Here is a 25,989-nt window from a genome sequence, read left to right as displayed (position 1 = left end):
TCGCCCGCCTAGGATTGGGGCCGTGCTCATTGGTTCGCACGTCCACGGTGACGACCCCCTCGCTGCTGCCCAGGCCGACGGCGCCGACGTCGTGCAGTTCTTCCTCGGCAACCCGCAGAGCTGGAAGAAGCCGAAACCGCGCGATGACGCCGAGACGCTGAAGGCCTCGCCGATACCGATCTACGTACACGCCCCGTACCTGATCAACGTGGCCTCGGCCAACAACCGGGTGCGTATCCCGTCGCGCAAGATCCTGCAGGACACCTGCGATGCGGCCGCCGACGTCGGCGCGGCCGCGGTGATCGTGCACGGCGGGCACGCCGACGACAAGGACTGGGACGCCGGCTTCGAACGCTGGGTCAAGGCGCTCGACTACCTCGAGACCGACGTGCCGGTCTACCTCGAGAACACCGCCGGCGGTGACCACGCGATGGCGCGACACTTCGACACCATCGCCCGGCTGTGGGACCACATCGGCGACAAGGGCATCGGGTTCTGCCTCGACACCTGCCACGCGTGGGCGGCCGGCGAGGCACTGATCGACGCCGTCGAGCGGATCAAGTCGATCACCGGGCGCATCGACCTGGTGCACTGCAACGACTCGCGCGACGCTGCCGGTTCGGGCGCCGACCGGCACGCGAACTTCGGCACCGGACAGATCGACCCGCAGCTGCTGGTGGCCGTCGTCAAGGCGGCCGACGCGCCCGTGATCTGCGAGACCTCCGACGAAGGCCGCAAGGACGACATCGCCTTCCTCCGCGAGAACCTCGATTAGCGAGAGTTCGGTCACGAAACGCTAACCGAACGGCCCGGTAACTAACGGTGACCTCCCGGTGAACTAGATTCGTCCGGGTGGCCGCGGTGGACGAGTCATCGATCGTGCGGCCCCGTGCTGCCGTCGAGCAGCCGCTCCTGACCGACCTCGAGCCGCGACCGATTCACCCGCCCGAACCCGCTGACCAGCCGAGACCTGACAGCGCGTGGCCGCGCCGGCTGACGGTCATCCGCCGCATCGCCGTCGTGACCTGGGCGGCGGTGATCATCTACCGCACCATCACAACGGGATTCGCGTTCAACCGCGAACTGGTGCTGCTCTACATCGCCACCGGGTTGCTGGCCGCCAGCATCGGCCAGGGCCGCCGGATGCTCTACGTCATCCGCGACTGGCTGCCGTTCGCGTTGGTGCTGCTCGCCTACGACCTGAGCCGCGGCGCGGCCGACATGATCGGACGACCGACGCTGTGGGAGTGGCCGGCCGAGGTCGACCGCTGGATGTTCTCCGGCATCGTGCCGACCGTCTGGCTGCAGGAGCAGCTCAAACAGGGCCAGCCGCCGTGGTGGGAAGTGGTCTTGAGCTGCGTCTACATGTCGTTCTTCATCCTGCCGTACGCGGTGGCCGGGGTGCTGTGGCTGCGTGATCGCGCGGAGTGGAAAGCGTTCGTGCGGCTGTTCGTCGGCCTGAACTTCGTGGGCCTGGCCATCTATGCCCTGGTGCCGGCCGCACCGCCGTGGGCCGCGGCCCGGTGCACGCCGGCCGAGGTCGCAAGCGGACCGGCCGACGCCCGCTGCATGTTCCGTTCGGCGCGCGGGGTGCCCGACGGCGGTGTCCTCGGGGCGATGCAGTCCAGTCAGGACGGCGCGAACGCGTGGATCGAGCGGATCGTCGGCCGCGGCTGGGGCAACCTGAACATGCACACCGCCAGCGCGTTGCTGGACGCCGGTCAGGCCAGCGTCAACCTGGTGGCGGCGATACCGTCGCTGCACGCGGGCATGACGGCGGCCGTCGCAGCGTTCCTGTGGCGGCGTGTGCACGGAGCGTGGCGCCCGCTGCTCGTGGCCTACGTGTTGCTGATGGCGTTCACATTGGTCTACACCGCCGAGCACTACGTCATCGACATCCTGCTCGGCTGGGCGCTGGCCGCGGTCGTCGTCGTCGCACTCAACCGGTACGAAGCGCGTAAACGCGCCAGGGCGTCGCGCAGGGAACTAGTGGTCCCGCTCGATGACCGGCCGGTCGTCGCACCGGAGCCCGCGAGCTGACCACCGCTGTTACGACTCTTGTGCAACTGTCGGCCAGAGTGTAATAGTGGCGTCATGTCGGACACACACGTCGTCACCAATCAGGTCCCGCCCTTGGAGGACTACAACCCGGCCACCTCGCCGGTACTGACCGAGGCGCTGATCCGCGAGGGCGGCGAATGGGGCCTCGACGAGGTCACCGAACTCGGCGCGCTGTCGGGCTCGCGGCAGGCCCAGCGGTGGGGCGAACTGGCCGACCGCAACCAGCCGATCCTGCACACACACGACCGGTACGGCCACCGCATCGACGAGGTCGAGTACGACCCGGCCTACCACTCGCTGATGAGCGTGGCGGTCGGGCACGGGTTGCACGCCGCGCCGTGGGCCGACGACCGGCCCGGAGCCCACGTCGTGCGCGCGGCCAAGACCTCGGTGTGGACGCCCGAACCCGGACACATCTGCCCGATCTCGATGACCTACGCCGTCGTCCCCGCGTTGCGGCACAACCCGGAACTGGCTGCGGTGTACGAACCGCTGCTCGTCAGCCGCGTCTACGATCCCGAGCTGAAGGTGGCGACGACGAAAGCCGGCATCACCGCGGGCATGTCGATGACCGAGAAGCAGGGTGGCTCCGACGTGCGCGCGGGCACCACCGAAGCCGTGCCCAACGGCGACGGGACGTACTCGTTGCGCGGGCACAAGTGGTTCACCTCCGCGCCGATGTGCGACATCTTCCTGGTGTTGGCCCAGGCGCCGGGCGGGCTGTCGTGTTTCCTGCTGCCGCGGGTGCTGCCGGACGGCACCCGCAACCGGATGTTCCTGCAGCGGCTCAAGGACAAGCTCGGCAACCACGCCAACGCGTCGTCGGAGGTCGAGTACGACGGGGCGGTGGCCTGGCTGGTCGGCGAAGAGGGCCGCGGTGTGCCGACGATCATCGAGATGGTCAACCTGACCCGGCTGGACTGCACGCTGGGCAGCGCGACGAGTATGCGCAACGGCCTGGCCCGCGCGATCCATCACGTGCAGCATCGAAAAGCGTTCGGCGAGTACCTGATCGACCAGCCGCTGATGCGTAACGTGCTGGCTGACCTCGCGGTGGAGGCGGAGGCGGCGACGATGGTCGCGATGCGGATGGCCGGTGCGACCGACGCGGCGGTGCGCGGGGACGCGCGCGAGACGCTGCTGCGGCGGATCGGGTTGGCCGCGGCCAAGTACTGGGTGTGCAAGCGCGCGACGCCGCACGCGGCCGAGGCGATGGAATGCCTGGGCGGCAACGGCTATGTCGAGGAGTCGGGCATGCCGCGGCTGTACCGCGAAGCCCCGCTGATGGGCATCTGGGAGGGGTCGGGCAACGTCAGCGCGCTGGACACGTTGCGGGCTATGGCAACTCGACCGGAATGCGTCGACGTGCTGTTCGACGAGTTGGGTCTCTGCGCCGGATCAGACGCCCGACTGGACGCCTTTGTGAATGGGCTGCGCGTCTCGCTGGGCGATCTGGAGACCATCCAGTACCGCGGCCGCAAAGTCGCCGAGGACATCTCGCTGGCGCTGCAGGGGTCGCTGTTGGTGCGTCACGGCCACCCGGCGGTCGCCGAGGCGTTCCTGGCCACGCGGCTGGGCGGGGCCTGGGGCGGCGCGTTCGGCACGCTGCCGACGGGGCTGGACCTGGCGCCGATCATCGAGCGCGCGTTGGTCAAGGCGTGACCACTGTTGGCGAGCAGACGCAGAATCGCACGGAATTGTCGCCAGGAGTGCGATTCTATGTCTGCTCGCGGGAGAAGGTGACCCGCTCATGACGCACGCGATCAGGCCCGTCGACTTCGACAACCTCAAGACCATGACCTACGAGGTCACCGACCGGGTCGCCCGGATCACGTTCAACCGCCCGGAGAAGGGCAACGCGATCGTCGCGGACACGCCGCTGGAACTGTCCGCGCTGGTGGAACGCGCCGACCTCGACCCGAGCGTGCATGTCATCCTGGTTTCCGGTCGGGGAGAAGGGTTTTGCGCGGGCTTCGACCTGTCGGCATACGCCGAGGGGTCCTCGTCCGCCGGCGGCGGCAGCCCCTACCGCGACACCGTGCTGTCCGGCAGGACACAGGCCGTCAACCATCTGCCGGATCAGCCGTGGGACCCGATGATCGACTACCAGATGATGAGCCGGTTCGTCCGCGGCTTCTCCAGCCTGATGCACTGCGACAAACCGACCGTCGTCAAGATCCACGGCTACTGCGTGGCCGGCGGCACCGACATCGCACTGCACGCCGACCAGGTGATCGCGGCAGCCGACGCGAAGATCGGCTACCCGCCGACGCGGGTGTGGGGTGTGCCGGCCGCCGGGATGTGGGCGCACCGCCTCGGCGACCAGCGCGCCAAACGCCTTCTGCTGACCGGTGATTCGATCACCGGAGCGCAAGCGGCCGAGTGGGGACTGGCGATCGAGGCGCCGGCACCCGAGGAACTCGACGAGCGCACCGAGCGGCTGGTCTCCCGGATCGCCCAGGTCCCGATCAACCAGCTGATCATGGTCAAGCTCGCGATGAACTCCGCGCTGTACAACCAGGGCACCGCCAACAGCGCGATGGTCTCCACGGTGTTCGACGGGATCGCCCGCCACACGCCCGAGGGGCACGCGTTCGTCGCGCAGTCCCGCGAGCACGGCTTCCGCGAGGCGGTCCGTCAGCGCGACGAACCGTTCGGCGATCACGGCCGCACCACGTCCGGGGTCTGATGCCGAAGTCGATGACGGCCCGCTCGGTGGTGCTGAGCGTGCTGCTCGGCGCGCACCCGGCGTGGGCCACGGCCGGCGAACTCATCCGGCTGACAGCCGATTTCGGCATCCGAGAGCCGACGGTGCGGGTTGCGCTGACGCGGATGGTCAGCGCGGGCGACCTGGTGCGCTCCGAGGACGGCTACCGGCTGTCGGACCGGCTGCTGACGCGACAACGGCGGCAGGACGACGCTCTGGACCCTCCCCTGCGCAGCTGGGACGGCGACTGGACGATGCTGGCGGTCACCAGCGTCGGCGACGACGCACGGACCCGCGCATCGCTGCGAAACACGCTGCAGGACAACCGGTTCGCCGAGCTGCGCGAAGGGGTGTGGCTGCGCCCGCATAACCTCGACCTCGCGCTGCCCGCCGATGTGCTGCGGCGCGGGCGACTGCTGCAGGTGCGCGACAGGGAGCCCGCTGAACTCGCGGGCCGGCTGTGGGATCTGGCCGGCTGGGCGCGCACGGGTCATCGCCTGCTGAGCGAGATATCCGCGGCCGCCGACGTTCCAGCGCGGTTCGTCGTCGCCGCGGCGATCGTGCGGCACCTGCTCACCGATCCGGTGCTGCCCGCAGAACTGCTACCACCGAACTGGCCCGGTGCGGCGCTGCGAAGCGCCTACCACGACTTCGCCGCGGAGCTGTCGACGCGGCGCGACGGTAATCGACTGATGGAGGCGACGTGACGGCTGGTGGAGTGCGGGTCGAAAAGAGCGGCCCGGTGACGACGGTGATCATGGACCGGGCCGCGGCGCGCAACGCGGTCAACGGTCCCGCGGCCGCAGAGCTGTTCGCGGCGTTCGACGAGTTCGACAAGGACGACGACGCGGCCGTCGCCGTGCTGTGGGGGGACAACGAAACCTTCTGCGCCGGAGCTGATCTCAAGGCGTTCGGCACGCCGGACGCCAACCCCGTGCACCGCACCGGACCCGGGCCGATGGGGCCGAGCCGGATGACGCTGTCCAAGCCGGTCATCGCGGCGGTCAGCGGATACGGTCGCCGGCGGACTGGAACTGGCGCTGTGGTGCGATCTGCGCGTCGTCGAAGAGGACGCGGTCATGGGCGTGTTCTGCCGCCGGTGGGGGGTGCCGCTGATCGACGGCGGCACCGTTCGCCTGCCGCGGTTGATCGGGCACAGCCGCGCGATGGACCTGATCCTGACCGGCCGAGCGGTCGACGCGACCGAAGCGCTGGCGATCGGGCTGGCGAACCGGGTGGTGCCGAAGGGGCAGGCCCGTCAGCGCGCCGAGGAACTCGCCGCCGAACTGGCCGAGCTGCCGCAACAGTGCATGCGCGCCGACCGGTTGTCGGCGCTCAACCAGTGGGGCCGCCCGGAACCCGAGGCGATGGACTTCGAGTTCGGCAGCATGTCGCGCGTCGCCGCCGAATCCCTGGCGGGCGCAGCGCGATTCGCATCCGGGGCGGGGCGGCACGGCGCGAAAGCGTGAGCGCACGCTCGCCGAAACGGGGGCTAGCCCTTGGTGATTGTGTTGTTGTTGCCGGTGTCGTTGACGTTCGGGTCGCCGTCCTTGTAAGTCACCGTGTTGTTGAGCCCGACGACGCTGATCTCCTTGTCGATCCGGTCGAACATCACCTTGTTGTCCGCGCCGCCGATGTTGACGTTCGCGCAGGTGCCCTTCACCGTCAGCGTGTTGTTGGACCCGCCGATGTTCAGCGATTTGCCGTCCGCACAGTCGATCTCGGCGGTGGTGCCGAACGACCCGTAGTTGATCGTGTTGCCGACCTCGACCTGCGCGCCCGACGAGCCCGCCGTCGCCGTCGGGGTGTTGGTGTCGCTGCTCTCGGCGCCGCAGCCGGCCAACATCAGCGCCACGACGGCCCCGGCGACCGCAAGCCGCGCGCTCATGCGGGCACCCGATCGATGCGGTTGGTCATCCCGAGTTCTCGACCCCGGTCCACGACGGCTGGGTTGCCGTTCTTGTAGAGCACCTGCTGGTCCCAGCCGTACACCGTGACGTCGTTGATCACGTTGTCGGCGACGACGATGTTGCCGTTGCCCTGCATCGTCACCGCCCAGCACGTGCCCAGCGCGGTGATCTGATTGTTGGCGCCGTTGACCAGAAGCGTCGAGTTCTTGCAGTCGATCGTATCGACGATGCCGATGCCGGTGATGTGGGTGTCGGTGCCCCGCTCGCTCCCGACGACGCTGTTGTCGGCGCACTGACGCAGCACCGGGTTGCAGATCACCGGCTCCGCCTGCGCGCTGGGCGCGACCCCCGCCAGCGGGATCACGATGGCCGACGCCGCGAGTGAGCGGGCTACAACAGTCCACGTCATGGCAGAAAGGGTACGTCGCACGGTGCGGGTCGTTGCAAGGTTCACCCGAGTCGCTATTAACGGTTGCGCTGGGTACCGTGAGCGGCGATGCGTTGGCGGGTCGGCCGGATTTTCGTCGCGGCGGTCGGAACAATGTTGACGGTGGCAGGGTGTGCTCAGACCGTCGACGGAAACGCGCAACGCGCGCTGGCCGGCGTCCCCGATCCCGACCGCAACTACGGCTACGTCGACGACCGCTGCGGCCTGCTCTCCGACGACACCATCCGCGTGACCCTGGCCGCCGAGAACATCAGCCGCCCCTACAGCGGCGCCGTCTGCCAGTACGTGCTGTTCCGCGGCGAGCAGACCATCGACCTGACCTTCTCCTGGTTCGCGACCGGCAGCCTCGACCGCGAGCGCAGCCTGGCCGCCGAACGCGGCGCCGAAGTCACCGAACTCGTCGTCGAACGCCACCCGGCGTTCACCGCGCGCCGCGACGTCACCGGCGCGGCCTGCTCGGCCACCGCGGCCGCCGGCAGCGGCGTGCTCAGCTGGTGGGTGCAGATGCGCGACGAGTCCGGCGGCAACCCGTGCGTCGACGCCGAAAAACTGCTGTCGGCGACCCTGCAGTCGGACCTGTGACCATGGCTTCCCGGCACCTGAAAATCTGGGCGGTCGCGGCCTGCGTGGCGGCGCTGGCCGGGTGCGGCTCCGCCGGCGAGGAACCGGCGCAGCCGCCGTCGTCGACCGCCGCCGGGTTCAACAGCGTCGACTGCAACGGCATCACCGATGCCGACATCGCCGCGGCCGTCGGCTCGGCGAAGTTCACCAAGGCCGTCGTCAGCGACGCGGGCTGCTTCTGGCAGGAGGACACCCTGTTCGGCACCGTCGGCGCCGGCATGGGCATCTCGACGTGGTGGTACCGCGGCAGCGACATGGACACCGAGCGCAAGCTCGAACAGCAGGCCGGCCGCACGCTGACCGAGCTGTCGCTGGACGGCAACAAGGGCTTCAAGGCGTACGACGGCAACGCGTGCAGCTACTACGTCGCCAAGGGCGAGGACGTCATCACCTGGTCGATCCAGACCATCAACCCGGCCTCGCTGCCCGACCTGTGCGCGATCACCGAACAACTCGCGGAACTCAGCCAGGAGCGCGTCAACTGAGTCCCGGGAACTAGAGGTGTTAGTTTTTCTCCGGGACACATTTGCATCGATGACACGGCAGGGGGGCGCGCGCATGGCTCAGCCGTCGACCCCCCGCAAGGCCCCCCGGCTCAGCCGCGACTCGATCGTCAACGCGGCGCTGACGTTCCTGGACCGCGACGGCTGGGACGCGCTGACCATCAACGCCCTGGCCACCCAGCTCGGCACCAAGGGGCCGTCGCTGTACAACCACGTCCACAGCCTCGATGACCTGCGCCGCACCGTGCGGATGCGGGTCGTCGGCGACATCATCGGGATGCTCACCAACGTGGCCGAGGGCCGCACCCGAGACGACGCGGTGACCGCGATGGCCAGTGCCTACCGCAGCTACGCCCACCACCACCCGGGCCGGTACTCGGCGTTCACCCGGATGCCGCTGGGCGGCGACGATCCCGACTTCACCGAGGCCACCCGGGCGGCCGCCGAACCGGTGATCGCGGTGCTGGCGTCCTACGGGCTCGAAGGTGAGAACGCGTTCTATGCGGCGCTGGAGTTCTGGTCGGCGATGCACGGCTTCGTGCTGCTCGAGATGACCGGCGCGATGGAGGGTATCGACAGCGATGCGGTCTACAGCGATATGGTGATGCGACTGGCATCAGGAATGGAACGTCGGTAGAACGTTCGTTGACCTGCGGTTAGAGCGCGTACGACGGGTTTGGAGCGCTGCCCCGGTGCTGGTATTGTGGACGATCGTGCCTGGCAGATAAGGCGCTGGCGGCTGTTTCGGAGCGCAAGCGTGCCTGCACGCCGGGTTATTCGCATGTCGCCATGCCCTTGAGAACTTGAGGCAATGCCGAGTTGTCTCGGGCGGACGCGTGCGACACACCCGATCGCGGGGTACGTGACCGGGACAAAACAGCAGTACAGAGACTTTGAACGACGAACGACTTAGCAACAACGCAGGAACGCAACACAGGAAGCCGGTAGATGCCAACCATCCAGCAGCTGGTCCGCAAGGGTCGCCACGACAAGCCCGCCAAGGCGAAGACCGCGGCCCTCAAGGGCAGCCCGCAGCGCCGCGGAGTGTGCACACGCGTGTACACCACCACCCCGAAGAAGCCGAACTCGGCGCTTCGTAAGGTCGCTCGCGTCAAGCTGACCAGCGCCGTCGAGGTCACCGCCTACATCCCGGGCGAGGGCCACAACCTGCAGGAGCACTCGATGGTGCTCGTGCGCGGCGGCCGTGTGAAGGACCTGCCGGGTGTGCGCTACAAGATCATCCGCGGTTCGCTCGACACCCAGGGCGTCAAGAACCGCAAGCAGGCCCGGAGCCGCTACGGCGCGAAGAAGGAGAAGAGCTGATGCCGCGCAAGGGACCCGCGCCCAAGCGTCCGTTGGTCAACGACCCGGTCTACGGGTCGCAGCTGGTCACCCAGCTGGTCAACAAGGTTCTGCTGGACGGGAAGAAATCTCTGGCCGAGCGCATTGTTTATGGAGCGCTCGAACAGGCTCGTGAGAAGACCGGCACCGATCCGGTGGTCACCCTCAAGCGCGCTCTGGACAACGTCAAGCCGGCCCTCGAGGTCCGCAGCCGCCGCGTCGGTGGTGCGACCTACCAGGTTCCCGTCGAGGTGCGTCCGGATCGTTCGGTCACCCTGGCGCTGCGCTGGTTGGTCAGCTTCTCCAAGGCCCGCCGCGAAAAGACCATGATCGAGCGCCTGGCGAACGAGATCCTCGACGCCAGCAACGGCCTGGGTGCCGCCGTGAAGCGGCGTGAGGACACCCACAAGATGGCCGAGGCGAACCGCGCGTTCGCGCACTACCGCTGGTGAGCGTCGAAGCTCGCTTCGGCGCGTGAGCGTAGCGAGCTCGGCGATCCAGACCAGCCTTTAGACCGTTTACTTCCCGAAGGGAATGCTGTGGCACAGAAGGACGTGCTTACCGACCTGAACAAGGTCCGCAACATCGGCATCATGGCGCACATCGATGCCGGTAAGACCACGACGACCGAACGCATCCTGTACTACACCGGCGTCAACTACAAGATCGGTGAGACGCACGACGGCGCTTCGACCACCGACTGGATGGAACAGGAGCAGGAGCGGGGGATCACCATCACCTCCGCGGCCGTGACGTGCTTCTGGAACGACAACCAGATCAACATCATCGACACCCCGGGCCACGTCGACTTCACCGTCGAGGTGGAGCGCAGCCTGCGCGTGCTCGACGGTGCGGTGGCCGTCTTCGACGGCAAGGAAGGTGTCGAGCCGCAGTCCGAGCAGGTGTGGCGCCAGGCCGACAAGTACGACGTGCCGCGCATCTGCTTCGTCAACAAGATGGACAAGCTCGGCGCGGACTTCTACTTCACCGTGCGCACCATCGAGGAGCGCCTGGGCGCCACCCCGCTGGTGATCCAGCTGCCGATCGGCGCGGAGAACGACTTCATCGGCGTCGTCGACCTGGTCGAGATGCGCGCCAAGGTGTGGCGCGGCGAGACCGCCCTCGGCGAGAAGTACGAGGTCGAGGAGATCCCCGCCGACCTGGCCGAGAAGGCCGAGGAGTACCGCACCAAGCTGATCGAGGCGGTCGCCGAGACCGACGAGGATCTGCTGGACAAGTACGCGGGCGGCGAGGAGATCTCGGTCGACGAGATCAAGGCCGCGATCCGCAAGCTGACCGTCAACTCGGAGCTGTACCCGGTGCTGTGCGGCAGCGCGTTCAAGAACAAGGGCGTGCAGCCCATGCTCGACGCGGTCATCGACTACCTGCCGTCGCCGCTGGACGTGGAGTCCGTGCAGGGTCACGTGCCCGGCAAGGAGGACGAGGCGATCAGCCGCAAGCCGTCGGTCGACGAGCCGTTCTCGGCGCTGGCGTTCAAGATCGCGGTGCACCCGTTCTTCGGCAAGCTGACCTACGTCCGCGTGTACTCCGGCACCGTCGAGTCCGGTTCGCAGGTCATCAACTCCACCAAGGGCAAGAAGGAGCGGCTGGGCAAGCTGTTCCAGATGCACGCCAACAAGGAGAACCCGGTTGAGCGGGCGTCGGCGGGGCACATCTACGCGGTGATCGGCCTCAAGGACACCACCACCGGTGACACGCTGTCCGACGCCAACGAGCAGATCGTGCTCGAGTCGATGACGTTCCCGGACCCGGTGATCGAGGTGGCCATCGAGCCCAAGACCAAGAGCGACCAGGAGAAGCTCGGCACGGCGATCCAGAAGCTGGCCGAAGAGGATCCGACGTTCAAGGTTCACCTCGACCAGGAGACCGGCCAGACCGTCATCGGCGGTATGGGCGAGCTTCACCTCGACATCCTCGTCGACCGCATGAAGCGCGAGTTCAAGGTCGAGGCCAATGTCGGCAAGCCGCAGGTGGCTTACCGCGAGACCATCAAGCGCAAGGTCGAGAAGGTCGAGTTCACCCACAAGAAGCAGACGGGTGGGTCCGGTCAGTTCGCGAAGGTGCTCATCGACCTCGAGCCGTTCACCGGCGAGGACGGAGCGACCTACGAGTTCGAGAACAAGGTCACCGGCGGTCGTATCCCGCGCGAGTACATCCCGTCGGTCGATGCCGGCGCCCAGGACGCCATGCAGTACGGCGTGCTGGCCGGCTACCCGCTGGTCAACCTCAAGGTGACGCTGCTCGACGGCGCCTACCACGAGGTGGACTCGTCGGAAATGGCCTTCAAAGTCGCGGGTTCACAGGTGCTGAAGAAGGCCGCGCAAGCGGCTCAGCCGGTGATCCTCGAGCCGATCATGGCGGTCGAAGTGACCACGCCCGAGGACTACATGGGTGAAGTGATCGGTGACCTGAACTCCCGCCGTGGTCAGATCCAGGCCATGGAGGAGCGGGCCGGTGCCCGCGTCGTCAAGGCGCTGGTGCCGCTGTCGGAGATGTTCGGCTACGTCGGCGACCTGCGGTCGAAGACCCAGGGCCGGGCGAACTACTCCATGGTGTTCGACTCGTACGCCGAGGTTCCGGCGACGGTGTCGAAGGAGATCATCGCGAAGGCGACGGGTCAGTAAACTGGCCCGCCGGTTTGGCGGGACCGCACAACTGCAAAGATCAACACTGCTTTTAGAAGAAGCACCAACACAGTCCAGGAGGACCACACAGTGGCGAAGGCGAAGTTCGAGCGGACGAAGCCGCACGTCAACATCGGGACCATTGGTCACGTTGACCACGGCAAGACGACGCTGACCGCAGCAATCACCAAGGTGCTGCACGACAAGTTCCCCGAGTTGAACGAGTCGCGCGCATTCGACCAGATCGACAATGCGCCTGAGGAGCGTCAGCGCGGCATCACGATCAACATCTCCCACGTGGAGTACCAGACCGACAAGCGCCACTACGCGCACGTCGACGCCCCCGGTCACGCGGACTACATCAAGAACATGATCACCGGTGCCGCCCAGATGGACGGCGCGATCCTGGTGGTCGCCGCGACCGACGGCCCGATGCCGCAGACGCGTGAGCACGTTCTGCTGGCCCGTCAGGTGGGCGTGCCCTACATCCTGGTGGCGCTGAACAAGTCCGACGCCGTCGACGACGAGGAGCTCATCGAGCTCGTCGAGATGGAGGTCCGCGAACTGCTGGCCGCCCAGGAGTTCGACGAGGACGCCCCGGTCATCCGTGTCTCGGCGCTGCGGGCGCTCGAGGGTGACGAGAAGTGGGTCAAGAGCATCGAAGAGCTCATGGAGGCCGTCGACGAGTCCATCCCGGACCCCGTCCGCGAGACCGACAAGCCGTTCCTGATGCCCGTCGAGGACGTCTTCACGATCACCGGCCGCGGCACCGTGGTCACCGGTCGTGTGGAGCGCGGCGTGGTCAACGTGAACGAGGAAGTCGAGATCGTCGGCATCCGCGAGGGCACCACCAAGACCACCGTCACCGGTGTCGAGATGTTCCGCAAGCTGCTCGACCAGGGCCAGGCCGGCGACAACGTCGGTCTGCTGCTGCGCGGCATCAAGCGTGAGGACGTCGAGCGCGGCCAGGTCGTCGTGAAGCCCGGCACCACCACGCCGCACACCGAGTTCGACGGCCAGGTCTACATCCTGTCCAAGGACGAGGGCGGCCGCCACACGCCGTTCTTCAACAATTACCGTCCGCAGTTCTACTTCCGGACCACGGACGTGACCGGCGTGGTGACTCTGCCCGAGGGCACCGAGATGGTGATGCCCGGTGACAACACCGACATCTCCGTCAAGCTGATCCAGCCCGTCGCCATGGACGAGGGCCTGCGGTTCGCCATCCGCGAGGGTGGCCGCACCGTCGGCGCCGGCCGGGTGACCAAGATCCACAAGTAAGACCAGTACGCGATTGCGGCGCTCACCTTCGGGTGGGCGCCGCTTTCGTGTGTTTGGCGCGGCTGTTCTTGTGCGCCGATTTCTGCGTGAGGGTCGCGATTGTCGACGAGTAACGACCCTGGCGTCGAAGTCGGCGGCTCGAGGGCAAGCGGGCGCCTCAGCTGTAACGCCGACACCTGCGCGACCGATGTACTTCGCGTATGCCCTGGTCGGGCCAGGAAGGTAAGGGTTTCATGTTCGGTCGTCTCACTGCGTTCGCCAGCGCCGCAGCGGTCGCGGGTGCCGCGTTCGCAGGAATGTCGGGCATGTCCCTGGCTTCGGCCGACCCGGGCTGCCCCGACGTGCACTGGTTCGGCGCGGCCGGCTCCGGCCAGCGCGACGGCAACCTGACCGCCAACGCGGGCATGGGCGACGACGTCTACCAGTCGTTCCTCGATCTGCAGCAACTGGTCGCCGCCGACGGGCGCACGATGACCGCCGAAGCCGTCGAGTATCCCGCGGTCGCGGTTCCCGACGACGACGGCGGAGTCGGCGACTGGCTCGGTTTCATGGGCAGCGTCGACACCGGTGCGACCGCGCTCAACGCCCAGTATGCGGCGTTCTCGGCGAAGTGCCCGGCATCGAAGGTCATCTTCGCGGGTTACTCGCAGGGCGCGATGGTCGTGCACCGCAACCTGCACGCGCTCGGGGCCAACCCGAACGTCGCGGGTGCGCTGCTGATCGCCGATGGTGACCGGCTGCCGACCGACACGACGTTCAACATCGGCTCGGTCACCGCGGTCCCCGGCGCCGGCAAGGGCGTCGCGCAGGACTGGCCGATCCTGGCCCGCGCCCCGCAGGGCCTTCCGCCGGAGATCGGCGCCCGCACGATCAGCGTGTGCGAACTCGGCGACGCCGTCTGCGACTACGACCCCGAAGCCGAAGAGGTGTCGAAGGTCGCCACCATGATCCACACCAGCTACACCACCGCCAGCGGCGGCTACCGCTGGACGCAGCCGCTGTATCAGCTCCTCGGCGGCGCGCCCGTCGCACCCGAAGCCCAGCCGGTCACGCCGCTGGGCGCGACGGTACCGGCCGAGTAGTCCACAACACCGCGGCACCCGCGGCGAGCAACAGCGCGGCCAGCACCGTCAGCACGGTTTGTGAGGCGTCGGCCGCCGGAAAACCGTTGCTCTGCAACACTTCCAGCGCGGTGCCCGCGACGGCCACCCCCACGCCGGCCACCGACACCAGTACCGTCAGCGTGATTCCCGCCGCCTCCCCGGCGCGCTCGGGCCGGACGACGGCCTGCGTCGCGACCGTGGTGAACGCGTACACCAAACCCAGCGTCGCGCCGCCGGCCGTCAGTGCCGCCAGATAGGCGATCCACCCACCCGAGAGCGCCAACGCGGCCACGCTGAACGCGGCCAGCACGATCGTCGTGCCCATCACCAGCGCCGGTGAACGACGCGCCGCGAGCCGCCCGGCCAACCATCCGCCCGCCGCGGCGCCGACCGACGGGCCCAGGAACGCCAACCCCGCGGCCAACGGGTCGAGCCCCAGGACCTGCTGCATGAACAACGTGGACACGAAGATCGTGACGACGTAAGCGACGTTGGCGACGGTGCCGGCGACGACGAGCAGCGTGAACCGCGGGTTGCCCAGCAGCGCGAGGTCGACCAGCGGCCACCGTGCCCGCCGCTCCACGACGACGAAAGCTGCCAGCGTCGCCACCGAGACCGCGAACGCGCCCAACGTCCAGCCCGACACCCAACCCCATTCCGGAGCCCGGTCGAAAGTCAGTGTGAACAGGCCGATTCCGGTGCTGATCAACGCCAGCCCAGTCACGTCGAGGTGACGCGGCGCCGTCTCGTCGAACGACTCGGTGACCGTCCGTGCCGCGATCGCCAGAGACACCAGCGTGAGCGGGACGTTCAACCAGAAGATCCACCGCCAGCCGACGGAGTCGGTGAGCAGACCCCCGACCAGCGGGCCGGCGGCGTTGCCCAAAGCGGCTATGCCGTAGGCGGTTCCGATCGACTTGCCTGCGCGTGCGGAACCGTAGGCGTTGGTCAGCACGCTGACCGACACCGGGAAGATGAACGCCGCGCCGATACCCTGCAGCACCCGAAACGCGATGAGCAGCAGCGCCGACGGCGCCAGCGCACACGCCACCGACGCCACACCGAACAGCGCGATCCCGCACAGCAGCGCGCGGCGGCGCCCGAAGATGTCACCGATGCGGCCCGCGGGGACCATGAATGCGCCCAACGCCAGCATGTACGCGCTGACCAGCCACTGCAGATCCGTCGCGCTGCGGTCGAACTCCGCGGCAATCCGCGGCAGCGCCAGGTTCATCGCGAAGTAGTCGATCTGTACGCAGAACAAGGCCAGCGCCACGGCCGCGAGAATCCACCGCGACCTGGTGTCCGCCTCCGACGTCATCGGGTGACGATACGGCTCGCAGGCCACCGTTTGGCGGTAATCTGACGCGGGAAAAACGCGACCGACAGGAGCCGGGGCCAGTGTCGACATTCTGGCGTTACCTCAAAATCCAGGCGTTCATGCTGCTGTGCGGCATCGTCGGCCCGATCTTCCTGGTCATCTACTTCTCCGCCGGTGACCCGTCGCTGCAGTGGATGTTCTGGACAGGTCTGCTGGTCACCGCGCTCGATGTGCTGATCGCGCTGGCGATCACCGCTGTGGGCGTGCGCAAGTCGGCCAGGACCGCCGCGCTCGAACATACCGGGGTGCTGGCGCTGGCCCTGGTCACGCGCATCAACGAGACCAACACCCGGATCAACGAGCAGCCGCTGGTCAAACTCGACCTGCAGATCAGCGGCCCGGGCATCGCCCCGTTCGCCAGCCAGGACAAGGTGATCGCGTCGATCTCCCGGCTGCCGATGATCACCAACCGCAAGCTGGTGGCGCTCGTCGACCCCACCACCCTGGAGTATCAGATCGACTGGGAGCGAAGCGCTCTGATCGGCGGGATGATGCCGGCCAGCTTCACGATCGCCGAGGACAACCGCACCTACGACCTGACCGGGCAGACCGAGTCGCTGATGGAGATCCTGCAGATCCTCAAGGCACACAACATCCGCTTCGACAGCATGATCGACCTGCGATCCAATCCTGCTGCCCGCCAACAGGTTCAGGCCGTCGTACAACGGGCCGCGCAGCAGACGGCGACGCCGGCGCCGCAACCGGCGGCATCGGCACCGGGAGTTCCCTATCCGGCGCCGCCGGAACCGTCGACCGCCCAGCGACTGCAGGAACTCGAGACGCTGCGTGCCACCGGGGCGATCTCCGATGACGAGTACACCGCCAAACGGCAGCAGATCATCGCTGAACTGTAGTTTTTCCGGCATGCGATCCGCCGCGGGCTGATACGGTCGGTCCGTGCCGCGTAGCGGGACCCGGGGGGTGCTGCGATGACGGACTCGCTGGAGCATCAGGCGATTCGGAGTCCGTCGCTGGCTGACGCGGTTGTTCCGCTAATTGCGCTCGCACTTCTGATCGGTAGCTCGATCACGTTGTTCGGGCTCGACGCCCTCGACGGTCCCATCCAGGTCGCGCTGGTGATGTGTTGCGCGGTCGCGGCATTGATCGCCCTGAAGAACGGGCACCGCTGGACCGCCGTGCAGGAGGCCGGCCAGGGTGCGATGTCGTCGATCACCAGCGCGTTGTTCATCCTGCTCGCCGTCGGCGCGTTGATCGGCACCTGGAACCTGTCCGGCACCATCCCGACGTTGGTGTACTACGGGATTCAGGTGCTCTCGCCGGGTTACTTCTACGTTGCTACCGCCATCATCTGCGGCATCGTGGCAATGTCGATCGGTAGTTCCTGGACGACCGCGGGCACCGTCGGTGTCGGACTTGTCGGGATTGCCACCATGCTCGGGGTGTCGTCGGCCATCACCGCCGGAGCGGTGATCTCCGGGGCCTATCTGGGTGACAAGCTCTCACCGTTGTCGGAGACGACGATCCTCACCGCGCAGATGGTCAAGGTCGACATCTACACCCATATCCGCAGCCAGGCGTGGACCTCGGTGCCGGCGTTCGTCATCGCGGCGGTGTTCTTCACCCTCCTTGGCATCGTCGGTCCGCCGGTCCGCGACACCGTCGGCGAAGACGTCGAGCTGGCCAAGCTCGGCGAGATCTTCGCGATCACCCCGGTCAATCTGTTGCCGATGGCTGTTCTGGTGATTTTGTCGATCCGGAAGGCGCCGGCCTCGCTGGCGCTGTTGGCGGCCTCGCTGTGGGCCGGGGTGCAGGCGGTGTTCCTGCAACGCGACGTGGTGGCGGGCTTCGTCGCCGAAATCCACGGCAGCACCGACACGATCGCCGGACCGGTACAGGCCGTCTGGCGCGCGATGGCCAACGGCTTCACGATGAACTCCGGGATCGCCGACATCGACCGTCTGCTCTCGCGCGGCGGTATGGACAGCATGCTGCTCACCATCTGGCTGATCATCGGTGCAGTCACGTTCGGCGCGTTGCTCGAGCAGTTCGGGTTGATCGACCGCCTTGTGCGACCGCTGATTGCCTCCGCGAAAACAACAGGGCAGCTTTATCTTTCGGTGTTCGCCAGTGGCATCGGCCTCAATATCGTCGCAGGAGACCAGTACATCGCGCTCGTGCTGCCGAGCCGCGTCTTCCGGATGGAGTTCGAGAAGCGTGGCCTCGCGGCGCAGAACCTGTCGCGGCTGGCGGCTGACAGCGGAACGGTGACCTCGGCGCTTGTGCCGTGGAACTCGTGCGGTGCATTCATGAGCGCGGTGCTCGGCGTCTCGACACTTTCCTACCTGCCGTTCGCGATGTTCAACATCGCCAGCCCTCTGCTCAGCGTGGTATACGGGTTCACCGGCTTCCGGGTCGTCAGGACCACACCGACGGAGGGGGAGATCACATGACGACGACGGAGACCGCGCACGAACAGAAGGTGAGCCTGCCGACCCTGACCGCGATGGTCGTCGGGTCGATGATCGGCTCCGGGGTCTTCCTGCTCCCGCGACGATTCGGCACCGAAACCGGCGTTGCGGGCGCGCTGATCGCCTGGACCATCGCGGGCTCCGGAATGCTGATGCTGGCGTTCGTCTTTCAACGGCTCGCGATCCGCAAACCCGATCTCAACGCGGGCATCTTCACCTACGCCAAGGCCGGTTTCGGCGATTACATCGGCTTCAACTCGGCGATCGGTTACTGGGCGTCCGCGTGTGCGGGCAATGTGTCGTACTGGGTGCTGATCACCACGACGCTGAGCGCGGTGGTACCGGCGTTCGGGGCGGGTGACACCGTGCTGGCGGTCGTCGTGTCGGCGATCGGGGTGTGGCTGTTCGTGTCGCTGGTGCTGCGCGGTGTCCGGGACGCGGCGGTCATCAACTACATCGTCACGGTCGCCAAGGTGTTGCCGATCCTGATGTTCATCGTGATCGCGATCATCGCGTTCGAAGCCGGCGTGTTCGCCGACAACTTCTGGGGCGACGGCGGCGGGTACTCTCTCGCGTCGCTGTGGGAGCAGGCCACCGGCACGATGCTGATCACCGTGTTCGTCTTCCTGGGCATCGAAGGCGCCGCCGTGTACTCCCGGATGGCGCGCAGGCGCGAAGACGTCGGCCGCGCCACGGTCTTCGGATTCCTCAGCGTGCTGAGCGTTTTCGCGCTCGTCACCCTGGTGTCCTACGGTGTGATGCCGCAGAGTGAACTCGCCGAAGTCAGCCAGCCGTCGATGGCCGCGGTCCTCGAGTCGATCGTCGGCCCCTGGGGGTCGGTCTTCATCCGGGTCGGGGTCATCGTGTCGGTACTCGGGGCGTACCTGGCGTGGACACTGATGGCCGCCGAGGTGCTGTTCATCCCCGCGAAGTCCGACGACATGCCGCGCTTCCTGAGCCGCACCAACCGGCACGACGCACCGGTCGCCGCGTTGGTGATGGCCGCCGGGTTGACGACGCTGCTGCTGGTCGCGTTGCTGTTCGCCGCGGACGCACTCGATTTCATGCTCGATCTCACCGCGGCGCTGTCGTTGATCCCCTATCTGCTGGCCGCGGCGTACGCGCTCAAGCTGACGCTCACCCGCGAAACCTACGAGGACCGGCGGGCGCTGGGCGCCGACATGGCGATATCGGCGGTCGCCACGCTGTACACCCTGTTCCTGGTCTACGCCGCCGGCATGGACAAGCTGCTGCTGTCGTGCATTCTCTACGCACCGGCGGCGGCACTGTATTTCAAGGCGCGGCGTGAACGCGGACTGCGGGTGTTCCGGCCCGCCGAGGCCGTCCTGTTCGGCGTGATCGTGCTGGGCGCCGTCGTCGCCGTGTTCTCGCTGGCCACCGGCGCGATCGAAATCTGAGGTAGGGGAGAGGAACTGACATGTCTACTGGTTTCGGGGTGCACTCGGAGGTGGGCAAGCTGCGCAAGGTGCTGGTGTGCTCGCCGGGTCTCGCGCACGAGCGGCTGACCCCCACCAACTGCGACAGCCTGCTCTTCGACGACGTGCTGTGGGTGCAGAACGCGCGTCGCGACCACTTCGACTTCGTCGACAAGATGCGCGACCACGACGTCGACGTCGTGGAACTGCACGAACTCCTGGCGCAGACGATGAGCGACCCGGACGCCAAGACGTGGCTGCTGGACCGCAAGATCGTGCCCAACGAGGTGGGCCTCGGCCTGGTCGACGACACCCGCGGGTTCCTGGATTCGCTGCCGCCGCAACGACTCGCCGAACTGCTCATCGGCGGTATGTCGATCCGGGATCTGCCCAAGGACACACAGTCGGGCTACCGCGGGCTGGCGCGCGAGAACAGCGGCGTCACCGAATATCTGATGCCGCCGCTGCCCAACACGCTCTACACCCGCGACACCACCTGCTGGATCTACGGGGGCGTGACGCTCAACCCGCTGTTCTGGCCGGCGCGCCACGACGAAACCCTGCTGATGAAGGCCATCTACCAGTTCCATCCCGACTTCGCCGGTTCGCGGGTGTGGTGGGGGGATCCCGAACTGTCCTGGGGGCTGGCGTCATTCGAGGGCGGCGACGTGCTGATCCCGGGCCAGGGTGTGGTGATCATCGGGATGAGCGAACGCACGTCGCGCCAGGCCATCACACAGGTCGCCGCGACGCTGTTCGCCGAGGGGGCCGCCACGCAGGTGATCGTCGCCGGCATGCCGAAGCTGCGCTCGGCGATGCACCTCGACACGATCTTCACGTTCGCCGACCGCGACGTCGTGACGATCTATCCCGAGATCGTCGACGCCATACAGACGTTCGTGCTGCACCCCAGCGACACCGACCCGGGGGTGGAGGTCGAAGAGGCGACGAAACCGTTCATCGAAGTGGTGGCGTCGGCGCTGGGCCTGGGCGAGCTGCGGGTCGTCGAGACCGGCGGCAACGCCTACGACGCCGAACGCCAGCAGTGGGACAGCGGCAACAACCTCGTCGCCGTCGCACCCGGTGTGGTGTTCGCCTACGACCGCAACACCCACACCAACACGCTGCTGCGCCGGGCCGGGGTAGAGGTGATCACGATCGTCGGCGCCGAACTGGGCCGCGGCCGCGGCGGCGGGCACTGCATGACCTGCCCGATCATCCGCGACCCGCTCGACTGAAGCCTCTACTAGAACACGTTCCAGTTCGGCTGTTAGCCTGTCCGCAGCATCCCCGGAAGGAGCAGCGGTGACGGCGACGAAACCCCTGGAAGGCCGCGTGGCGCTGATCACCGGCGCCGCGCGCGGGCAGGGCCGCTCGCACGCGGTCCGGCTGGCCGAGGAGGGCGCCGACATCATCGCGATCGACGTCTGCGCGCCGATCTCGGAGACCATCACCTACCCGATGGCCACCTCCGACGAACTCGCCGAGACCGTGCGCGCGGTGGAGGCGACGGGACGCAAGGTGCTGTCCCGCGAGATCGACATCCGTGATCTGCCCGCGCTGCAGCAGGTGGTCGCCGACGGCGTCGAGCAGTTCGGCCGACTCGACATCCTCGTCGCGAACGCCGGTGTGCTGAGCTGGGGCCGCATCTGGGAGATGTCCGAGGAGCAGTGGGACACGGTCGTCGACGTCAACCTCAACGGGACCTGGCGCACCGTGCGCGCGGCGGTGCCCGCGATGATCGAGGCGGGCAACGGCGGGTCGATCATCATCGTCAGCTCGTCGGCCGGCCTGAAGGCCACCCCGGGCAACGCGCATTACGCCGCGTCCAAGCACGGGCTGACCGCGCTGACCAACTCGCTGGCGATCGAGGCGGGCGAATTCGGTATCCGCGTCAACTCGATTCACCCGTACTCGATCGAGACGCCGATGGTCGAGAAGGACGCCATGATCCAGCTGTTCGGCAAGCACCCCAACTTCATCCACAGCTTCTCGCCGATGCCGTACCACCCGGTCGACTCCGACGGCAACAAGGGTCTGCAGGAGTTCATGACGGCCGAAGAGGTGTCCGATGTCGTCGCGTGGCTGGCCGGTGACGGGTCGCGAACGATCTCCGGCAGCCAGATCGCCGTCGACCGCGGCACGATGAAGTACTGATTTTTCTCGCCGAGCAGACGCAAAGTGCCCTACTTCGGCGGGTTTTCAGGGCAGTTTGCGTCTGCTCGCGGGGATCGCGGCCTCGAACTGGTCGACGGCCCAGTCGATCTCGTCGGCGGTGATCACCAGCGGCGGTGCGAATCGCAGCGTGGCGCCGTGAGTGTCCTTGACCAGCACCCCGCGGCGCGCGAGCCGGTGGCACATGTCCTTCCCGCTGCCCAGCGACGGGTCGAGGTCGACGCCGGCCCACAGTCCCTTCCCGCGGACCGCGACGACGCCGTGACCGATCAGCGCGCGCAGCCGCCGGTGCAGGTGCTCGCCGAGTTCGGTTGAGCGGCGTTGGTATTCACCGCGGTTGAGGATCTCGACGACGGTCGTGCCGATCGCGGCGGCCAGCGGATTACCGCCGAACGTCGACCCGTGTTCGCCGGGATGCAGCACGCCGAGAACGTCGCGGTCGGCCACCACCGCCGACACCGGCAGCACACCTCCGCCGAGCGCCTTGCCGAGCAGGTAGACGTCGGGGACGACGCCCCAGTGCTCACAGGCGAACGTGCGCCCGGTGCGGGCCAGGCCGGACTGGATCTCGTCGGCGATCAGCAGCACGTTGCGCTCGGTGCACAGCGCCCGCAGTCGGGGCAGGAAGTCGTCGGGCGGGACGATGACGCCGGCCTCGCCCTGGATCGGTTCCACCAGTACCGCGACGGTGTGTTCGTCGATCGCGTCGGCGAACGCGTCGGCGTCACCGAACGGCGCCATGCGGAATCCCGGCGTGTAGGGCCCGAAGCCGCGGCGCGCGGTCTCGTCGTCGGAGAAGCTGATGATCGTCGTAGTGCGCCCGTGGAAGTTGTTGTGTGCCACCACGATGTTGGCCTCACCGGCCGGCACGCCCTTGACGTCGACGCCCCACTTGCGGGCCACCTTGAGCCCGCTTTCGACGGCCTCGGCGCCGCTGTTCATCGGCAGCACCATGTCCTTGCCGCAGAGGTCGGCCAGCGCGGCGCAGAACGGGCCCAGCCGGTCGGAGTGGAACGCCCGGCTGACCAGGGTGACGGCGTCGAGTTGGGCGTGCGCGACTGCGATGATCTCCGGATTGCGGTGACCGAAGTTGACCGCGGAATAGGCGGCCAGGCAGTCGAGGTAGCGGCGCCCGTCGACGTCGGTGATCCACACGCCTTCAGCGGCGGCCGCCACCACCGGCAGCGGCGAGTAGTTGTGCGCGGTGTGGCGCGCATCCAGCGCGATCGCCGTTTCGGTCCGGCTCGACTCGAGGGTGGTCATGGATGTACCTCCAGCGTGCAGCACTTGACGGAACCGCCGCCCTTGAGCAGCTCGGACAGGTCGACGCCGACCGGCCGGAAGCCTCCGGCGCGCAGTTGCTCGGCGAAACCCGTTGCCGCGGCCGGGAGTACGACGTGGTAGCCGTCGGAGACCGCGTTGAGGCCCAGGACGTAGGCGTCGGCGCTGGCGACCTCGATCGCGTCGGGGAACAGAGTCGACAGCGTGGTGCGCGACGCGTCGCTGAACGCGGGCGGGTAGTAGGCGATCGTCGTGTCGTCGAGCACGGCGAGCGCGGTGTCGAGGTGGTAGAACCGCGGGTCGACCAGTTCGAGGCTGACGATGGGGCAGTCGAGGCGCGCAGCGATCTCGTCGTGTGCGCGTCGATCCGTGCGGAAACCGTATCCCGCCAACACCGTTGCGCCGACGACCAGCAGGTCCCCCTGCCCCTCGTTGACGTGGCGGGTCTCGACGGGGCGCAGGCCGCGGGCGGTCATCCACGCGGCGTAGGCGTGGGCCTCGGCGGCGCGCTGCGGATAGGCGAACCGCGCGACGACCGCGGTGTCGCCGACGATGAGGCCGCCGTTGGCGGCGTAGACCATGTCGGGCAGGCCGGGGACCGGGTCGATCACGTCGACGGTGTGCCCGAGGTCGGTGTAGGTGCGGCGCAGCGTCTCCCACTGAGCCAGCGCCAGTGCGGTGTCGACGACGGTCGTCGGGTCCATCCACGGGTTGATCGCGTACTCGACAGTGAAGAAGGTCGGTGGGGTCATCGCGTAGTGCCGGGTGCGGCGGCGAGACGCTCGGTCGGGGCGGTGGTCATATCGGGGGGCGGCCACAGTCATAGATCAACGGTAGGCCGGGCCGATTTTGCAATCAATCGTCTTTCATTGCGTATATAGCCGTGTTCCGTTGTGTCAAACTGGTCCAGACGACAATTCATTGCGTGGAGGTGTGTGTGGACCGGTTGGACGAGACCGACGAGCAGATCCTGGCGGCGCTGGCCAACGACGCGCGGGCCACCTACGCCGAGATCGGCGAGCGGGTCAATTTGTCCGCGCCCGCGGTGAAGCGGCGCGTCGACCGGTTACTCGACAACGGCGTCATCCGCGGATTCACCACAGTCGTCGACCGCAGCGCCCTCGGCTGGACCACCGAGGCCTACGTCCAGGTGTTCCGGCACGGCACGATCGCACCAGAACGGTTGCGGCAGGCCTGGATCGACATACCGGAGGTGATCAGCGCGGCCACCGTCACCGGCACCGCCGATGCGATGCTGCACGTGGTGGCCCGCGACATGCGTCATCTCGAGGAGGCGCTCGAGCGGATCCGCTCGGCGGCCGACGTCGAGCGCAGCGAGAGCATCGTGGTGCTGACCAACATCATCGACCGCGACCGCGCCGGCCCGCCGGCCAACTGAGCACGTGAGGCCGGGGTGGCGGACAGATGCCCGCGCGCATCGTGTAAGAAACTGCCCATGACCTCTACAGGCGGCATTGTCATCGTCGGCGGCGGACTGGCGGCGGCCCGCACCGCCGAACAGCTGCGACGCTCCGAATACGCCGGCCCGGTCACCATCGTCAGCGACGAGGACCACCTGCCGTACGACCGGCCGCCGCTGTCGAAGGAAGTGCTGCGCGCCGAAGTCGACGACGTGACGCTCAAGCCCGCGGAGTTCTACGAGGAGAACGACATCACCGTGCGGCTCGGCAGCGGCGCGCAGTCGCTGGACACCGCGGCGAAGACGATCACGCTGCGCGACGGCTCCGAACTCGGCTACGACGAGCTGATCATCGCGACCGGTCTGGTGCCCAAGCGGATTCCGTCGTTTCCGGACCTGGCCGGCATCCACGTGCTGCGCAACCTTGACGAGGCGGTGGCGCTGCGCAAGGAGGCCGGATCGGCGCGGCGGGCCGTCGTGGTCGGGGCCGGCTTCATCGGCTGCGAGGTGGCCGCGAGCCTGCGCAAGCTCGGCGCCGAGGTGGCACTGGTGGAGCCGCAGCCCGCGCCGCTGGCCTCGGTGCTCGGCGAGCAGATCGGCGAACTCGTCGCGCGGCTGCACCGCGCCGAAGGGGTCGACGTCCGCTGCGGTGTCGGCGTCGCCGAGGTGCGCGGTACGGACCGGGTGGAGACGGTGGTGCTCGGCGACGGCAGCGAGCTGGCCGCCGACATCGTCGTGGTGGGCATCGGGTCGCGGCCGGGCACCGACTGGCTGGAGGGCAGCGGGCTCGAACTCGACAACGGCGTGGTGTGCGACGGCCGCGGGCGCTCCAGCGCGCCGCACGTGTGGGCGATCGGCGACGTCGCGTCGTGGCGGCACACCCTGGGACACCAAGTGCGCGTTGAACATTGGAGCAACGTCGCCGACCAGGCCCGGGTGCTGGTGCCCGCGATGCTCGGGCAGGAGCCGCCGTCGGCGGTCTCGGTGCCGTACTTCTGGAGCGATCAGTACGACGTCAAGATCCAGTGCCTCGGCGAGCCCGAGCCCGGCGACACCGTGCACGTCGTCGAGGACGACGGCCGCAAGTTCCTGGCCTACTACGAACGCGACGGCGTGGTCGCCGGCGTGGTCGGCGGCGGCATGCCGGGCAAGGTGATGAAGGCCCGCGGCAAGATCGCCGCGGGCGCTCCGATCGCCGACGTCCTCGGCTGAGCGGTTTCGGCGTAGTTAGCGGCGCTCAGCCCGAC

Annotated in this window: 25 protein-coding genes and 1 pseudogene; 21 read left to right on the top strand and 5 right to left on the bottom strand. The window is 67.8% G+C overall.

Annotation, left to right across the window (positions count from 1 at the left end; translation table 11 throughout):
- The first annotated feature begins 22 nt into the window (after nt 1-22).
- From BHQ18_RS08535 to BHQ18_RS08510, 6 genes and pseudogenes are all read left to right on the top strand, one after another.
- Nucleotides 23-775: a deoxyribonuclease IV gene (locus tag BHQ18_RS08535; RefSeq protein WP_069413162.1), complete on the top strand. Its 753-nt coding sequence runs from the start codon at nt 23-25 to the stop codon at nt 773-775.
- A 77-nt stretch (nt 776-852) separates the two neighbouring features.
- Nucleotides 853-2,040 carry a phosphatase PAP2 family protein gene (locus BHQ18_RS08530; protein WP_084293954.1) on the top strand — a complete coding sequence of 396 codons (1,188 nt, stop codon included), beginning with the start codon at nt 853-855 and terminating at the stop codon, nt 2,038-2,040.
- Nucleotides 2,041-2,094: 54 nt separating this feature from the next.
- Entirely contained in the window at nt 2,095-3,723 is a 1,629-nt protein-coding gene (locus BHQ18_RS08525; RefSeq protein WP_069413161.1) for an acyl-CoA dehydrogenase family protein, read from the top strand.
- Nucleotides 3,724-3,811: 88 nt separating this feature from the next.
- Entirely contained in the window at nt 3,812-4,750 is a 939-nt protein-coding gene (locus BHQ18_RS08520) for a crotonase/enoyl-CoA hydratase family protein (RefSeq protein WP_069413160.1), read from the top strand.
- 11 nt (nt 4,751-4,761) lie between these two features.
- Complete coding sequence (locus tag BHQ18_RS08515; RefSeq protein ID WP_109789237.1) at nt 4,762-5,475, top strand: PaaX family transcriptional regulator C-terminal domain-containing protein; 714 nt, start codon at nt 4,762-4,764, stop codon at nt 5,473-5,475.
- A 50-nt stretch (nt 5,476-5,525) separates the two neighbouring features.
- Nucleotides 5,526-6,237 (top strand): annotated as a pseudogene (locus BHQ18_RS08510) (crotonase/enoyl-CoA hydratase family protein).
- 23 nt (nt 6,238-6,260) lie between these two features.
- On the opposite strand, the gene BHQ18_RS08505 reads toward BHQ18_RS08510, so the two are convergent.
- Together BHQ18_RS08505 and BHQ18_RS08500 are read right to left on the bottom strand one after the other, a co-directional pair.
- A complete protein-coding gene (locus BHQ18_RS08505) occupies nt 6,261-6,656 on the bottom strand; it encodes a DUF3060 domain-containing protein (RefSeq protein ID WP_069413158.1) in 396 nt (131 codons plus the stop codon).
- Nucleotides 6,653-7,087 (bottom strand): DUF3060 domain-containing protein, encoded by a 435-nt coding sequence (locus BHQ18_RS08500; RefSeq protein WP_069413157.1) that lies wholly within the window; start codon nt 7,085-7,087, stop codon nt 6,653-6,655. Before BHQ18_RS08500 ends, BHQ18_RS08505 begins: the two co-directional genes overlap by 4 nt.
- An 87-nt stretch (nt 7,088-7,174) precedes the next feature.
- Between BHQ18_RS08500 and BHQ18_RS08495 the strand changes: the two genes are divergently transcribed.
- The 8 genes from BHQ18_RS08495 (at nt 7,175) to BHQ18_RS08460 (ending at nt 14,599) form a co-directional block, all read left to right on the top strand.
- On the top strand, nt 7,175-7,708 hold the full coding sequence (locus BHQ18_RS08495; protein ID WP_069413156.1) for a DUF3558 domain-containing protein: 534 nt from the start codon (nt 7,175-7,177) through the stop codon (nt 7,706-7,708).
- Between the two features lie 2 nt (nt 7,709-7,710).
- Nucleotides 7,711-8,232 carry a DUF3558 domain-containing protein gene (locus BHQ18_RS08490; protein WP_069413155.1) on the top strand — a complete coding sequence of 174 codons (522 nt, stop codon included), beginning with the start codon at nt 7,711-7,713 and terminating at the stop codon, nt 8,230-8,232.
- Between the two features lie 49 nt (nt 8,233-8,281).
- Nucleotides 8,282-8,887 carry a TetR/AcrR family transcriptional regulator gene (locus BHQ18_RS08485; RefSeq protein WP_069413154.1) on the top strand — a complete coding sequence of 202 codons (606 nt, stop codon included), beginning with the start codon at nt 8,282-8,284 and terminating at the stop codon, nt 8,885-8,887.
- Between the two features lie 311 nt (nt 8,888-9,198).
- Nucleotides 9,199-9,573, top strand: coding sequence for a 30S ribosomal protein S12 (rpsL, locus tag BHQ18_RS08480; RefSeq protein WP_064345572.1), 375 nt, complete (start codon nt 9,199-9,201; stop codon nt 9,571-9,573).
- Nucleotides 9,573-10,043 (top strand): 30S ribosomal protein S7, encoded by a 471-nt coding sequence (rpsG, locus tag BHQ18_RS08475; protein ID WP_067090928.1) that lies wholly within the window; start codon nt 9,573-9,575, stop codon nt 10,041-10,043. Before rpsL ends, rpsG begins: the two co-directional genes overlap by 1 nt.
- 87 nt (nt 10,044-10,130) lie before the next feature.
- A complete protein-coding gene (fusA, locus tag BHQ18_RS08470; protein ID WP_084293953.1) occupies nt 10,131-12,236 on the top strand; it encodes an elongation factor G in 2,106 nt (701 codons plus the stop codon).
- Between the two features lie 90 nt (nt 12,237-12,326).
- Nucleotides 12,327-13,517 (top strand): elongation factor Tu, encoded by a 1,191-nt coding sequence (tuf, locus tag BHQ18_RS08465; protein ID WP_069413153.1) that lies wholly within the window; start codon nt 12,327-12,329, stop codon nt 13,515-13,517.
- A gap of 233 nt (nt 13,518-13,750) precedes the next feature.
- Complete coding sequence (locus BHQ18_RS08460) at nt 13,751-14,599, top strand: cutinase family protein (RefSeq protein WP_084293977.1); 849 nt, start codon at nt 13,751-13,753, stop codon at nt 14,597-14,599.
- Here the strand turns inward: BHQ18_RS08460 and BHQ18_RS08455 are convergent.
- Complete coding sequence (locus BHQ18_RS08455) at nt 14,565-15,941, bottom strand: MFS transporter (RefSeq protein WP_069413151.1); 1,377 nt, start codon at nt 15,939-15,941, stop codon at nt 14,565-14,567. The two genes, BHQ18_RS08460 and BHQ18_RS08455, sit on opposite strands and share 35 nt — an antisense overlap.
- A gap of 80 nt (nt 15,942-16,021) precedes the next feature.
- Here BHQ18_RS08455 and BHQ18_RS08450 point away from each other — a divergent pair, with 80 nt between their 5' ends.
- The 5 genes from BHQ18_RS08450 (at nt 16,022) to BHQ18_RS08430 (ending at nt 22,023) form a co-directional block, all read left to right on the top strand.
- Nucleotides 16,022-16,855 carry an SHOCT domain-containing protein gene (locus BHQ18_RS08450; protein WP_069413150.1) on the top strand — a complete coding sequence of 278 codons (834 nt, stop codon included), beginning with the start codon at nt 16,022-16,024 and terminating at the stop codon, nt 16,853-16,855.
- Between the two features lie 75 nt (nt 16,856-16,930).
- Nucleotides 16,931-18,412 (top strand): Na+/H+ antiporter NhaC, encoded by a 1,482-nt coding sequence (nhaC, locus tag BHQ18_RS08445; RefSeq protein ID WP_069413149.1) that lies wholly within the window; start codon nt 16,931-16,933, stop codon nt 18,410-18,412.
- Nucleotides 18,409-19,848 carry a basic amino acid/polyamine antiporter gene (locus tag BHQ18_RS08440; protein ID WP_069413148.1) on the top strand — a complete coding sequence of 480 codons (1,440 nt, stop codon included), beginning with the start codon at nt 18,409-18,411 and terminating at the stop codon, nt 19,846-19,848. Before nhaC ends, BHQ18_RS08440 begins: the two co-directional genes overlap by 4 nt.
- Before the next feature lie 20 nt (nt 19,849-19,868).
- Nucleotides 19,869-21,104 carry an arginine deiminase gene (locus tag BHQ18_RS08435; RefSeq protein WP_069413147.1) on the top strand — a complete coding sequence of 412 codons (1,236 nt, stop codon included), beginning with the start codon at nt 19,869-19,871 and terminating at the stop codon, nt 21,102-21,104.
- 67 nt (nt 21,105-21,171) lie between these two features.
- The gene (locus BHQ18_RS08430) at nt 21,172-22,023 is read left to right on the top strand and encodes a mycofactocin-coupled SDR family oxidoreductase (RefSeq protein WP_205866066.1); all 852 of its coding nucleotides are present in this window, start codon (nt 21,172-21,174) and stop codon (nt 22,021-22,023) included.
- A gap of 45 nt (nt 22,024-22,068) precedes the next feature.
- Here the strand turns inward: BHQ18_RS08430 and rocD are convergent, their stop codons facing one another.
- Together rocD and ddaH are read right to left on the bottom strand one after the other, a co-directional pair.
- A complete protein-coding gene (rocD, locus tag BHQ18_RS08425) occupies nt 22,069-23,304 on the bottom strand; it encodes an ornithine--oxo-acid transaminase (protein WP_069413146.1) in 1,236 nt (411 codons plus the stop codon).
- Nucleotides 23,301-24,146, bottom strand: a complete 846-nt coding sequence (gene ddaH / locus BHQ18_RS08420; protein WP_069413145.1) for a dimethylargininase — start codon at nt 24,144-24,146, stop codon at nt 23,301-23,303. Before ddaH ends, rocD begins: the two co-directional genes overlap by 4 nt.
- A gap of 113 nt (nt 24,147-24,259) precedes the next feature.
- Here ddaH and BHQ18_RS08415 point away from each other — a divergent pair, with 113 nt between their 5' ends.
- A complete protein-coding gene (locus tag BHQ18_RS08415) occupies nt 24,260-24,721 on the top strand; it encodes an Rv2324 family transcriptional regulator (RefSeq protein ID WP_069413326.1) in 462 nt (153 codons plus the stop codon).
- 57 nt (nt 24,722-24,778) lie between these two features.
- Nucleotides 24,779-25,954, top strand: coding sequence for an NAD(P)/FAD-dependent oxidoreductase (locus BHQ18_RS08410; protein WP_069413144.1), 1,176 nt, complete (start codon nt 24,779-24,781; stop codon nt 25,952-25,954).
- Nucleotides 25,955-25,989 lie beyond the last annotated feature (35 nt).

This window comes from Mycolicibacterium flavescens, from assembly GCF_001722335.1.
Lineage (GTDB): Bacteria > Actinomycetota > Actinomycetes > Mycobacteriales > Mycobacteriaceae > Mycobacterium > Mycobacterium flavescens.
This window is presented reverse-complemented; position numbering and strand designations above follow the sequence as displayed.